The 12,476-nt window shown below is 68.3% G+C and carries 10 protein-coding genes; 4 read left to right on the top strand and 6 right to left on the bottom strand.

Translation table 11 applies throughout. From position 1 onward, the window contains the following. Nucleotides 1-76: 76 nt before the first annotated feature. The gene (locus J5M86_RS13030) at nucleotides 77-838 is read left to right on the top strand and encodes a hypothetical protein (RefSeq protein WP_188059039.1); all 762 of its coding nucleotides are present in this window, start codon (nucleotides 77-79) and stop codon (nucleotides 836-838) included. Nucleotides 839-865: 27 nt separating this feature from the next. Here J5M86_RS13030 and ptsP read toward each other — a convergent pair whose 3' ends face one another. Genes ptsP through J5M86_RS13005 form a run of 5 tightly spaced genes read right to left on the bottom strand, consistent with a single transcriptional unit; the run spans nucleotide 866 to nucleotide 6,711 of the window. After that, on the bottom strand, nucleotides 866-2,560 hold the full coding sequence (gene ptsP, locus J5M86_RS13025) for a phosphoenolpyruvate--protein phosphotransferase (protein WP_188059040.1): 1,695 nt from the start codon (nucleotides 2,558-2,560) through the stop codon (nucleotides 866-868). Next, nucleotides 2,560-2,829 (bottom strand): HPr family phosphocarrier protein, encoded by a 270-nt coding sequence (locus tag J5M86_RS13020; protein ID WP_188059041.1) that lies wholly within the window; start codon nucleotides 2,827-2,829, stop codon nucleotides 2,560-2,562. The genes ptsP and J5M86_RS13020 overlap by 1 nt, the downstream gene beginning before the upstream one ends. A gap of 47 nt (nucleotides 2,830-2,876) precedes the next feature. Continuing rightward, a complete protein-coding gene (locus tag J5M86_RS13015) occupies nucleotides 2,877-4,985 on the bottom strand; it encodes a fructose-specific PTS transporter subunit EIIC (protein WP_188059042.1) in 2,109 nt (702 codons plus the stop codon). Nucleotides 4,986-5,014: 29 nt separating this feature from the next. Next, on the bottom strand, nucleotides 5,015-5,959 hold the full coding sequence (gene pfkB, locus J5M86_RS13010; RefSeq protein WP_188059043.1) for a 1-phosphofructokinase: 945 nt from the start codon (nucleotides 5,957-5,959) through the stop codon (nucleotides 5,015-5,017). Further along, complete coding sequence (locus J5M86_RS13005) at nucleotides 5,956-6,711, bottom strand: DeoR/GlpR family DNA-binding transcription regulator (protein WP_188059044.1); 756 nt, start codon at nucleotides 6,709-6,711, stop codon at nucleotides 5,956-5,958. The genes pfkB and J5M86_RS13005 overlap by 4 nt, the downstream gene beginning before the upstream one ends. 205 nt (nucleotides 6,712-6,916) lie before the next feature. On the opposite strand from J5M86_RS13005, the gene J5M86_RS13000 reads away from it, so the two are divergent. Next, nucleotides 6,917-7,570, top strand: a complete 654-nt coding sequence (locus J5M86_RS13000; protein WP_188059488.1) for an NAD(P)H-binding protein — start codon at nucleotides 6,917-6,919, stop codon at nucleotides 7,568-7,570. 19 nt (nucleotides 7,571-7,589) lie between these two features. Continuing rightward, the gene (locus J5M86_RS12995) at nucleotides 7,590-8,903 is read left to right on the top strand and encodes a carboxylesterase family protein (RefSeq protein ID WP_188059045.1); all 1,314 of its coding nucleotides are present in this window, start codon (nucleotides 7,590-7,592) and stop codon (nucleotides 8,901-8,903) included. Nucleotides 8,904-9,000: 97 nt separating this feature from the next. Here the strand turns inward: J5M86_RS12995 and J5M86_RS12990 are convergent, their stop codons facing one another. Then, entirely contained in the window at nucleotides 9,001-11,025 is a 2,025-nt protein-coding gene (locus J5M86_RS12990; protein WP_244328364.1) for an MMPL family transporter, read from the bottom strand. A gap of 165 nt (nucleotides 11,026-11,190) precedes the next feature. Here J5M86_RS12990 and J5M86_RS12985 point away from each other — a divergent pair, with 165 nt between their 5' ends. Beyond that, nucleotides 11,191-12,447, top strand: a complete 1,257-nt coding sequence (locus J5M86_RS12985; RefSeq protein WP_188059047.1) for an MFS transporter — start codon at nucleotides 11,191-11,193, stop codon at nucleotides 12,445-12,447. Nucleotides 12,448-12,476 lie beyond the last annotated feature (29 nt).

Below are 12,476 nucleotides of genomic sequence, written 5' to 3'. Positions count from 1 at the left end.
TTCAGTATGAAGTGCCGGTTCGGGTACGAGAAGTGACGTCCGTAAGGCAAGCGGGGCCCAGCGTGTTCGGTGGCGGGTGCAACCTGCCGCGAGCATGGGCGTCCTTTTGGTATTGCAGTCACGCCAGCCGGAGGTTGTCATGGCCAGTACCCGCGTCGTCAACAGTGCATTGATCACGCTCCTGGTGGTTGTCACCTCTGCCTGTGGCACGACGGAGAGCGAGCACCGTATGGGTGCAAGCAACGGCATGCCGTCCTTCCCGAATGAGACGGTGTCTGACCTGGTTTCCTACGCCGACGTCGTGGTCGTCGCCACGGTCACAGCAGAACGCGAAGGCTCCAGTGACGTTGATCCGGGTGATGGCAACCGGTACGTCGGCCGGGTGCTGACCTTCCGAGTGGATTATCGGGTGTGGTCCGCGAAGGGCGCTCCGCAACCTGGAGCCGATTTCGAGTTGACCACCTTCGGGTGGGATCAGCGCAAGGGTGGGGCCAAGAAGCGGCGGCTGCTCACGGACGTGATCTGGTACGAGAAGGGACAGCAGTACGTGATTCCGCTGTCCCGATATGAGGACGGCAGTCTGGCGATTCCGTCAGTGGATTCGATCGTTCCGGTCAGTCGTACCGCCGTGTTCGGTTCCGGCGAGAAATGGACTGCAGCAACTCCGGCGCTCGCCGCGCTGGCCTTCAAGACGCCCGCGGAGTTGACCCGCACTCTGTCTGTCGCGAGGCCGGACCCACTTGCCGCCAAGTATCACGACCTCAACCCGGGTCTGCGGTGGCGGAAGGTGGTCGAGGAACGCGCCTCGACCACCTCCGCCCAAGCCCCAAGCCGCTAGGTGGCTGCAAACTCGCAGGTCAGCGAATCAGACCAGCGCAGCCAGGTCGGGGTTGCACGCCTCGCGGACGGCCGCCAGAGCATCGGCTGCGGTCCGCGCTCCCAGGGCGAGCTGAGCCAGGCGGCGGCAGTCGTCCAGGGAGTGCAGTGACAAGGCGTAGCGCACCATCGGCACCTTCGAGGGCGCCATCGACAGGGAGTGCACGCCCAGACCGGTGAGCACGAGCGCCAGCAGCGCGTCGCCGCCGGACTCGCCGCAGACGCCCATCGGTTTGCCGAGTTCGGCGGCACCCTTGCAGGCGGCGTCGATCACGGCGAGCACTGCGGGCTGCCACGGGTCGAGCAGCGCGGAGAGCGCACCGGCCATACGGTCGGCGGCCATCGTGTACTGCGCGAGGTCATTGGTGCCGAGGCTGCCGAAGTCGACGTTCGCCAGGACGTCGCGGGCGCGCAGCGCCGCGGCCGGCACCTCGATCATGACTCCCGACTTCGCCAGTCCAGCGGCTGAAACGCGCTGCGCGAACCAGTCGGCTTCGTCAGCGGTGGCGACCATCGGGGCCATGACCCGGACATCCGCGCCCGTGGCCGACGCCGCGGCAGCGAGCGCCTCCAGCTGGGTGTCGAGCAGGTCTTCGCGTGCTTGCGAGAGACGCAGTCCGCGTCGTCCGAGGGCGGGGTTTTCCTCCGGGCCGAGATCGGCGAAAGCCAGCGGCTTGTCGGCTCCCGCGTCGAGCGTCCGCACGATCACACGACGGTCGCTGCCGAAGGGCTCGAAGACCTTGGTGTAGATCTGCGTCTGCTCCTCCAACGTCGGCGCCGTGGAAGAGGAGAGGAAGACGAACTCGGTGCGGAACAGACCCACGCCTTCGCAGTCGGCGGCTCCCGCCTCGACGGCGTCCTCGACGCCGCCGATGTTGGCCAGCAACGAGACGGGGTGACCGTCGGAGGTGACGCCCGGGCCTGCGCTTCCGGCCAGGGCAGCCTCCCGTCTGGCACCTCGATCGCGAAGTGTCGCAACGTTTTCCGGTGACGGAGACACCAGTACTTCGCCGGTGCCTCCGTCGATCGCAACCGGCGTGCCGGCCGCGATGTCGAGAGCGCCTTCGCAGTGCACGACGGCCGGAATGCCCATCTGCGCGGCGAGGATCGCGGTGTGGCTGGTGCGTCCGCCCTCCTGGGTGACGATGCCGGCGACCAGCGCCTTGTCGAGCGTCGCGGTCTCGGCTGGTGCCAGGTCATCGGCGACGATGATGCTGGGCTCGGCGAGGTTGGGCACTCCGGGCGCAGGGACGCCGAGCACCGCTGCGATCGTGCGTGATCCGACATCGCGCAGGTCGGTGACCCGCTCGGCGAAGTAGCCGCCGAGTGCCTCGAACTGGGCGGCGTACTCCTCGACTGCGAGGTGCACTGAGGTGGCCGGGCCCTTACCTGAGGCGAGCTGCTTGCCCGTCGCCTTGTGCAGACCCTTGTCCCGAGCGATGAGCGCGGTGGCCTTCAGAATCTGTTGGGCCGTGTCGTCCGCGCGCGCCGCCCGCTGTTCGAGGTCGACGGCCACCTTCTCGAAGGCAGCCTTCACCTCCACGAGTGCAACGTCGGGGTCGGCTGCCGGCTGTTCGTCAGCCGGTGCGCGCACCGCCGGTGCGACGATGACGGCCGGGCCGTATGCCGCGCCGGCGCTGACGCCGATGCCGTGCAGATTCTGCTGGTCCACCGCGCTCCCCATCACTCTGCGTCGAGGTCGCGGGAGAGCAGCTCGACCAGCGAGTCGAGAGCTTCGTCGGCGCCTTCGCCTTCAGCGGTGAGCACGACCTCTTCGCCGTGCTTGGCGCCGAGTGCCATCACACCGAGGATGCTCGTGGCGTCCACCGGGTCTTCGCCGGGGCGGGCGATCTCGATGTCGAGGCCGGTCTCGGCCGCTGCCTGGACGAACATCGAGGCCGGGCGGGCGTGCAAGCCCACGGACGAGGCGATGGTTGCGGTGCGCTGTGCCATTGAATGACTCCTTTGTCAGGTTGTTTCGGTTTGAGTTTGCCGCAGGATCAGACTGCGGGGACGGTTGCCTGTGTGCGGTTCGCAGCGGACTGCTTCAGGACGACCACCATGGCGGCCATCACGAGCACACCGGCGACCAGTGCGACGAGGAAGAGCAGAAAGTTGCCGATGAGGGGCAGCACCCAGATTCCGCCGTGCGGGGCGCGCAGGGTGGCGCCGAAGGCCATCGTCAGTGCACCGGTGACACCGGAGCCCACGAGCGAGGAGAGCATCACGCGCCACGGGTCGGCGGCGGCGAAGGGGATGGCGCCTTCGGAGATGAACGAGGCTCCGAGCAGCCAGGCAGCCTTGCCGTTCTCGCGCTCCGGCTCGGTGAAGAGCTTGGGGCGCACGGTAGTGGCCAGGGCCAGTCCGAGCGGCGCGACCATGCCGGCTGCCATGACAGCGGCCATGATCTTCAGCTGCGGGGCATCGGTGGCGGTGCCAGCGGTGGCCAGGCCCGTGGTCGCGAAGGCATAAGCGACCTTGTTGACCGGGCCGCCGAGGTCGAAGCCCATCATCGCGCCGAGCACGAGGCCGAGCAGGATCGCGCTGGTGCCCGACATGCTGTTCAGGCCTTCAGCGAGCTGGTCGGACAGCCACTTGATGGGGCGGCCGACGACGGTGATGAGCAGACCGACGGTGAGCAAGGTCGACAGCAGCGGGATGACGACGACGGGCATCACGCCGCGGACGTTCTTGTGCACGTTCCAGCCGGAGATCCACTTGGCGATGAGACCGCCGATCAGACCGGTGGCAATCCCGCCGAGGAAGCCGGCCTGCATGGTGACCGCAACGGCGCCACCGACGATGCCGGGCACGAGGCCGGGCCGGTCGGCGATCGCGTAGGCGATGTAGCCGGAGAGGATCGGCACCAGGAAGCCGAACGCAGCGCCACCGATGAGGAAGAGCAGCGCGGCCCAGTGCATACCGTCCAGCGGGTTGAAGTCGTTCTGCAACACCGTGAGGCCCTCGCCGCCGGCGGGGTTGAGCGTGAACTGCTTGGTGACGTCGATCGCGCCGTTCTCGCCGCCGAAGATCTGCGCGAGCATGAAGCCGAGCGCGATGAGAATTCCGCCCGCTGCGACGAACGGGATCATGTACGACACACCGGTCATCAGCCACTTACGCAGCCGGGTGCCGACTCCCTCGCTCTGCGGCTCCTCGTCGGCGACGGTTGCTGTCTGCTGGGCGCGCGACGGGTCGTTCTTCCACTCGTCGGCGAGACGACCAGCGCGCTCAAGGAGCGCCGGGCCATCGCTGATCGCCTTCTTCACGCCGACGTCCACCGTGGGCTTACCAGCGAAGCGCTGCTTGTCGCGCACCTCCACGTCGTGGGCGAAGATCACCGCGTCGGCCTCGGCGATCTGCCGGGCGGTCAGCGGGGTCGAACCGGCCGAACCCTGGGTCTCGACCACGATCGTGTGGCCGGCCTCGGCGGCTGCATTCTGCAGAGCCTCGGCTGCCATGTAGGTGTGTGCGATCCCGGTGGGGCAGGAGGTCACCGCAACGAAGCGACGGCCGGTCGCGGCCGGCTCAGCCGCAGCCGCGGGTGATGCAACGGCGGGGGTTTCAGCAGGCGCAGTAGCAGCGGTAGCTCCCGCATCAGCAGTGGCCGCGGGGGCAGCTGCCGGTGCTGGGGCCTCCTTGGCCGGGGCAGCGGGAGCCGGGTCGAGCGAGACGCGGGAGTTCACCAGGTCGGTGACCTCGTCCTCGGTCGTCGCGGCTGCGAGCTGAGCGCGGAAACCCTTGTCCATCAAGGCCTTCGCGAGCTTGGGCAGCATCTGCATGTGGGCATCCCCGCCGGATTCCGGGGCGGCGATCAGGAAGATCAGCTTCGCTGGGCCGTCCTTGGCGCCCCAGTCGATGCCATCGGTGGTGCGGCCGAAGACCAGCGAAGGCTCGGTGATGGCGGCGCTTCGGGCGTGCGGGATGCCGATGCCGCCGGGCAGGCCGGTGGCCATCTTCTCCTCACGGGCGCGGACGTCGGCCAGGAAGCCGTCGAGGTCGGTGCAGCGACCGCTGGCCACGAGGCGCTCAGCCAGGAGGCGGGTGGCCTCGTGACGGTCCTCGCCGCGCAGGTCGAGGATGACCTGTTCGTTGTTGATGAGAGACACGGCGTGTCCTTTCGGGAGGGGGTGAAGCGTCAGGAAATGACGAGTTGGAGGTCGGGCGAACGGTGTGATCGGACGTCGATGCCTTCGAGGTCGGCGGGGCCAGGCACCTGACTTCCGGGAAGGCGGACGGCGGCAGCACCCCAGCGGACTCCACTGATGAGCGCGGCCTCGAGGTCACCGCCGCGAACGAGTCCGTGCAGGAATCCGGCGAGCAGGCAGTCACCCGCGCCGACAGTGGAGAGCGGGTCGGTGACCTTCGCACCGGCCCAGACCAGGTCGTCCGCCGTCACCGCGATGGCACCGTCGGCGCCAAGGCTGACTACGACGGTCTCGATGCCTTCTGCGACGAGGGAGCGCGCTGCGTCGACCACATCGCCGAGCGTGACCAGCTCGCGTCCGACGAGTTCGGCGAGCTCTTCGTGGTTGGGCTTGATGAGGTGGGGGTGGGCCGCGACCGCGCGGGTGAAGGGCTCACCGGAGGAGTCGATCGCCACGCGGGCACCCTGCGGGCCGACCCGGCGGATGAGTTCGGCGTAGAGGTCGATCGGTGCGCCGGGCGGGAGGGAGCCGCAGCCGACGACCCACTGCGCACCGCCCGCTGCCTCGGCGGCGGCACCGAAGAGCGCGCTCACCTCACCATCGCTCAGCCGCGGGCCGGCCTCGTTGAGCTTGGTGGTGGTGCCGTCCGGCTCCACGGCCGCGATGTTCATGCGGGCAGCGCCGGCGATCTCGACCGCGCGATACGGCACGTGTGCGGCAGTGAGGAGTTCGGTGAGCAGGTGTCCTTCCGGGCCGCCCGCGGGGAGCACCGCGAGGGTGTCGGTGTCGTTGGCCGCAAGGGCGCGAGAGACGTTGATTCCCTTGCCCCCCGGGTCGATCCGACTGGACGTCGCACGCTGCACCTCGCCGAGGCGCAAGGTGTCGAAGGCGATCGTGCGGTCGATGCTGGGGTTGGGAGTGAGCGTGATGATCATGCGCGTGCCACCTTCGGGCCGGCCGCTTCGAGAGCGGCGACGGATTCGTCGTCGAGAGAGTCGTCGGTGATCACCAGGTCGATCTGGTCGAGCCTGGCGAAACTGTGCAGATGGTCTTCGCCGACCTTGCTGGAGTCGGTCACCACCACGGTGCGTGCCGCTGCTTCGATGAGCGCTCGCTTCACGGCGGCTTCGGCCTCGTCCGGCGTCGAAAGCCCGCGGCGGGTGGTGAGCCCGTTGGTGCCGACGAAGGCGATGTCGACGCTGAGGGTGGCCAGTTGATCGGTGGCCCACGAGCCGACCGCCGCCCCGGTGACTCCGCGCACTCGACCGCCCAGCACGAGCAGCGTCACGTTGCTGTGCTCGGCAAGCAGCGCCGCGGCCTGCACCGAGTTGGTGATGACGGTCAGCGGCATCTCGGCCGGGATCGACTCGGCGATCGCGAGCGTCGTGGAGCCGGCATCGAGCAGGATCGCGGAGTCGGCGCGCAGTTCGTCCAGCGCGCGTGCGGCGATGCGTCGCTTCTGTGAGGTGGAGCGAGTGTTGCGGGCGGCCAGGGTCGGCTCGAGGCGCTCGGCGGGGATGGCTCCGCCGTGCACGCGCTGCAACGCGCCGCGCTCCTCCAGCACCGTCAGGTCGCGGCGGACGGTCTCGGTGGTGACGCCCAGGTCGTCAGCCAGCTCCGCCACCACGACGCGACCGTTGCGGCGCGCTTCGGCGACGATCTTCTGGTGCCGTTCGGCTGCGTACACGGGCGTGCCTCCTTCGGATGTGAGCTGGCCCACGTGGGCGGTGTCACACCAGAGAACCACACACTCGCAAGTAGGTCAACAGAAAGCAACATTTGTTTTTGTTTGCTTTGTCCGAAGTGGATGCGACGGCAGGCCAGAGCCCGGTCCCGGAGACGCGCTGCGTACCGTGGAGAACGACGTCTTCGATCAACGGCAGGAGAACGACATGACCCGCATCGCACTCATCGGGGGACACGGCAAGATCGCGCTCATGGCCGCCCACAAAATGGTGGTCGCCGGGCACGAGGTGACGTCGGTCATCCGCAACCCCGACCACGCGGGTGATGTCGCCGAAACCGGTGTGCAACCAGTGGTCGCCGATGTCGAAACCCTCGACACCGACGCGCTGGCCAACCTGCTCACCGGCCACCAGGTGATCATCTGGTCGGCCGGCGCCGGCGGAGGCAACCCCGACCGCACCTACGCCGTCGACCGGGACGCCGCGACCAGGTCGATGGACGCTGCCCGGCAGGCAGGCGTCCCGCGGTACGTGATGGTCTCCTACCTGGGCGCATCCCGTGATCATGGTGTGCCGCAGGACAATTCGTTCTTCGCCTATGCCGAAGCGAAGGCGGCTGCCGACGAACACCTACGCGCGTCCGGCTTGGAGTGGACGATCCTCATGCCGAGTTCGCTCACCCTCGACCCATCCCGCGGCACGCTCGATCCGTCCGGCGACAGGAACACCAAGACCTCCCGCGAACTGGTGGCCGACGTGATCTGCGCCGTCGTCGACGCAGACCCGGCGCTCGTGGCAGATCGAGACCTCCCGTTCACCGACGGCGAGGTGCCGATCGCGGAGGCGCTCGCCGCACGATGAGCACCACGCGCGTGCAAACATGGCGAGCGTGACGACTTCGACGCAGCCACGCTGGCACCTGGGGGAGACCACTGTCATCGGAAGCGCGGACGGGCACGTCTGGCGGGCTCGCGGCATCCGTTATGCCGACGCTGGTCGGTACGAAACACCTCGCCCGGTTCCGTTGCCCGACAACAAGATCGACGCCCGCCAGGCCGGCCCGGCGTGCCCACAGGTGCGTTTCGCTCTGTTCGACGAGGTGCTGGACGCCATCGGCTCTGAGGCCGGCTACGACGAGGACTGCCTGCGCCTGTCGATCACCGTGCCGGAGGGCACCGCCCCCGATGCGAAGCTGCCGGTGCTGGTCTGGATCCACGGTGGGTCGTACCTCACCGGAGGCGGCGATCTGCCGGTCTACGACCCGTCCGCGTTGGTCACCGAACAGCAGGTGGTGGTGGTCACCGTCACCTACCGGCTCGGGCTCTTCGGTTATCTCTCGCGTCCCGGCGTCCCGGGCAATCTGGGTCTGCTGGACCAGCGCGAAGCATTGCGCTGGGTGCAGCGCCACATCCCAGCCTTCGGTGGCGACCCCGCCAATGTCACAGCCTTCGGCGAGTCAGCCGGTGGCGACTCCGTGGCCAACCTGATGATTGCCGAAGGCGCGCACGGTCTGATGCGTCGGGCGATCGTCATGAGTGCGCCGCTGGGCCTCATGCCCGGCCGTGACCGGATGTATTCGGCGATGGCACAGCAACTCACCGACCTCGATTCCGATGCCGCCGTCGACGAGATCTTGGAGCGCACAAAAGCCCTGGAACGCATGTCGATTCGCTACGGATTGCGCGCCGGGATGCCCTTCGGCCCACAGTTCGGACTCGACCCACTGCCGCCGGAAGACAGCCTGGACGACGCCTGGAGTGCCGTCGCTCCGAACATCGACCTGCTCATCGGCTGGACCCACCGCGAAGCAGCACTCTTCGTGCCCGGACCCCTCGGCCGGGTCGATCTGCGTCCACGAGTTCGTGAGGCTCTCGTGGGCCGACTGACCCGGCGCATCTACTCCGATCCGGCCGCGCGATTCGCCCAGCGCCACGCCGAAGCGGGAGGGCGAGGCGGCACGTACGTCGTCACGTCCGGGCGCGGACTCGACCACCCACTCGTCGGCTCGCACACCACCGATCTGCCGCTGCTCTTCCCGGGCCCGGCGTGGGACGCCATCGCCGGCGTCTCGGGTGTGGCGTGGTCGGTGACCGAAGAGCAGGGCCGCCAATTGCGCACTGTCATCGGCGATTTCGCCCGCGATGGCTCGCTGGAGGCACGGGACGACGACCCGGTGACCGTGCAGCCGCTCTGAGGGCTCAACGCCTACAACAAACAAAACAAAGTGGAAGATCGACCCTGCCAGAGCGGGGTCGATCTTCCACGTCGTCGCTGAGCAGCGGCTGTGCTGATCACGCAGCCTTACGCGGCCACCAGAATCGGTCGCCGAGCGTCAGCGCGATCGCCGGCACCAGCACGGTGCGCACCACGAGGGTGTCGAGCAGCACGCCGACGCAGATGATCGTGCCCAGCTGAGCCAGCACCACCAACGGCAGGACGCCCAGCACCGCGAAGACCGCTGCGAGCAGGATGCCCGCGCTGGTGATCACGCCACCGGTCGCGGCCAAGGCACGCAACATGCCCTCGCGCGATCCGTGCGCCGCACTTTCCTCGCGGGCCCGGGTGACCAGGAAGATGTTGTAGTCGACGCCGAGCGCCACCAGGAAAAGGAAGGCCAGCAACGGGACGTTCGACCCGACGGCGGTGAAGTCGAGCAGGCCGGTGAAGATCCACCACGAGACGCCCAAGCTGGCCAGGAAGGTCGCGATCACGGTGGCCACCAGGATCGCCGGGGCCAACAGAGAGCGCAGCAGGAGCATCAATGCGCCGAGCACCAGCACGAGCGCCAACGGCATGATCTTCATCCGGTCGTCCGCGTGGCCGGTGCCCTCGTCCAGCGCCTTGGCGGTGCTGCCGCCCACGTGGGTCTGACCCAGCGGTTTGACGGCGGCACGGATGTCGCGGACGGTCTGCTCGGCGGCGTCGCTGTCGGGTGCATTGGCCAGCACCACCTGCAGCGAGGTCAGCTTGCCGTCGGTGGATCGTCCGCCCGGACGCACCGAGGCCACTCCCTCGACCTGCTCGACTGCCTTCTGCACCGCGGACGCGTCGGCCCGGGTGAGCACCGTGGCCGGGTCGGCCGAACCGGCCGGGAAGCTTTCGCCGAGGCGCTGGGCGGTGCTGATGGAATCGGGGGTCTCCAGGAACTGCTCGGCATCGGGAAGGCCGAGCTTCACCTGCGACAGTCCGCCCGCAGCCAGTGCCAGCGCCACCAGCGTGCCGGCCACGTAGGCCATCGGACGCTTGGCAACAGAATCGCCCACCCGGCGCCAGAGGCTGTGGCCCTCATCGAGAGTCGTCTCACCGACCTGCGGCACGCGCGGCCAGAACACCCATCGGCCCAGGGAGGACAGCACTGCGGGCAGGACGACGAGGGCGAAGATGACGGCGATCACGATGCCAACCGCACACGCCAGGCCGAGGCCCCGCGTGGTCGGGAAGGCCGACAACAGCAGCGTCAGCACGCCGAAGACGACGGTCGTGGCGCTGGCGAGCACGGCGTGGGAAGTGCGGCGCAACGCCAGGCCGAGCGCTTCGCGGCGGTCGTCGTGATGGCGTAGCTCGTCGCGGTAGCGGGAGATGAGCAGCAGGGCGTAGTTGGTGCCGGCTCCGAAGACCAGCACCGACAGGATGCCGGTGGTCGACTCGTCCCAGGAGGTGCCGGTGACATCGAGAACGTGCGTGGCCACCACGGTGGCCAGTCGGTCACCGATGCCGATGACCACGAGAGGGAAGATCCACAGGATCGGCGAACGGTAGGTGAGCACGAGCAGGAGGGCGACGATCGCCGCCGTCGCGGCCAGCAGGCGGAAGTCGGCGCCCTCGAAAACAGCAGCCAGGTCGGCTTTGATCGCGGCCGGCCCTGTGACGCCGGACTGGACGCCGTCGGGTGTGGAGGAGGCCAGGCGATCGCGGATGGCCTTGACCGCGTTGCTCGCGGCCGTGGCGTCAGAACCCTGCACCGGGATGATCGCGACCGCGGCGCGCTTGTCCTCGCTTGGCACCAGCGGCACCTTGGCCGACGACCCCGGCAACTGGGCGGCGAGCGTCCGCAGCTGACCCAGCTTGGCCTGGTCGAGCGTGCCGGTCTTCGCCTGGAAGAGCACCACGGCCGTCGAGTCGTCGTTCTGCGGCAACTGCTCGGCCCACTCAGTGGCGATCGTGCTGTCGGCACCCACTGGCAACGAGTCGGTCGGACCGGCAACGCGTTCGGCGGCTCCGAGGGAGAAGGCTGCGCCGGAGAGCAGCAGCGCCGCCACGATGGCCAGCCAGGCCGTGCGGGCCCCGGTCAGAAAAGAGGTGATGCGTTGTGCCAAGACTGAGCTCCCCGTCATGGGCGCTGGACACCCGCGTCCACACCCCGTCGGGTCAGTAATTCATGTCGACGAAGTTTCGTCCAATGGGTGTCCAAGCTTGCCGGACACGGATGCGACGATGTGCCGGTTCAGCCGCGAGTCTCCACGGAGGTAGTCCTGTCCCGCATGCGAGGTCTGCTGGCCGATACTCGTCCGCTGCAAGTGCCAACGTTCCGCAGGCTGTGGTGGACGAACATCGTCACGGTGATCGGTGCGCAGCTGACGGTGGTGGCGGTGCCGGCGCAGATCTACCAGATGACGGGCAGCTCGGCATATGTCGGTCTGACCGGTCTGTTCGGGCTCGTTCCGCTCGTGGTCTTCGGCCTGTACGGCGGCGCGCTCGCCGACGCCATGGACCGGCGTCGACTCCTGACGATCACCACCGGTGGGTTGATCGTCACCAGTGCGCTGTTCTTCGTGCAAGCCGCGCTCGGGATGCGAAATGTGTGGTTGCTGTTGGTGCTCTTCGCCGTGCAGCAGGCCTTCTTCGCGGTCAACCAACCCACCAGATCGGCCATCTACCCACGGCTCGTGCCCCTGTCGCAATTGCCGGCCGCGAACTCCCTCAACATGACGGTGATGCAGTTCGGCGCGATCGCCGGGCCCCTCGTCGGTGGCCTGCTGATTCCGGTGCTCGGCTTCTCCTGGCTCTACTTCGCCGACGCCCTCACCCTCTTTGCCACCCTCTGGGCCGTGGTCGGGCTGCCCGCCATGCCGCCGATCGGCGAGGTGACGAAGGCCGGATTCCGTTCGGTGATCGAGGGATTCGCCTACCTGCGATCGCATCACGTGCTGCTGATGTCGTTCGTCGTCGACATCATCGCGATGGTCTTCGGCATGCCGCGGGCGTTGTTCCCGCAGATCGCGCATCTCGACTTCGGTGGCCCGAGCGAGGGCGGCCTGGCGTTCGCGCTGCTCTTCGCAGCCATCCCGGCCGGTGCAGTGCTCGGCGGTGTGCTCTCCGGATGGGTCTCCCGCGTCGAGCGGCAGGGCTTGGCCGTCGTGGTCTCGATCATCGTGTGGGGTGTGGCGATGATCGCCTTCGGTATCAGCGTCGCGTTCGGCCGCGGTGCCGCCGGATGGCCGTTGGCGCTCGCCGTGATCGCACTCATGATCGGCGGCGCTGCCGACATGGCCTCGGCGGCATTCCGCACCACGATGCTGCAGGAAGTGGCGACCGACGACGTCCGCGGACGCCTGCAAGGTGTCTTCACCGTCGTTGTGGCGGGTGGTCCTCGAGTCGCCGATGTCGCGCATGGCGGGGTGGCGGTCACGCTGGGCACCGCTTGGACCGCTGCCGGTGGTGGGCTGCTCGTCGTCGTCCTGGTGATGGTGGCGGCGCTCATGGCGCCGGTCTTTATCCGCTACCGGGTGACCCGCTGAGCCTCGGACCGTTCGGCTCAGGCGCCCAA

Origin of the sequence: Yimella sp. cx-51, assembly GCF_017654605.1 — a bacterium.
GTDB lineage: Bacteria > Actinomycetota > Actinomycetes > Actinomycetales > Dermatophilaceae > Yimella.
The sequence above is the reverse complement of the archived record's forward strand: the minus strand, read 5'-3'. Positions and strand labels throughout refer to the sequence as shown.

Bases quoted from the DNA above. Each gene is read 5' to 3' on its own strand.
- ptsP (WP_188059040.1), bottom strand. From the start codon at position 2,560: ATGGGGAGCGCGGTGGACCAGCAGAATCTGCACGGCATCGGCGTCAGC.
- J5M86_RS13020 (WP_188059041.1), bottom strand. From the start codon at position 2,829: ATGGCACAGCGCACCGCAACCATCGCCTCGTCCGTGGGCTTGCACGCC.
- pfkB (WP_188059043.1), bottom strand. From the start codon at position 5,959: ATGATCATCACGCTCACTCCCAACCCCAGCATCGACCGCACGATCGCC.
- J5M86_RS13000 (WP_188059488.1), top strand. From the start codon at position 6,917: ATGACCCGCATCGCACTCATCGGGGGACACGGCAAGATCGCGCTCATG.
- J5M86_RS12995 (WP_188059045.1), top strand. From the start codon at position 7,590: ATGGCGAGCGTGACGACTTCGACGCAGCCACGCTGGCACCTGGGGGAG.
- J5M86_RS12985 (WP_188059047.1), top strand. From the start codon at position 11,191: ATGCGAGGTCTGCTGGCCGATACTCGTCCGCTGCAAGTGCCAACGTTC.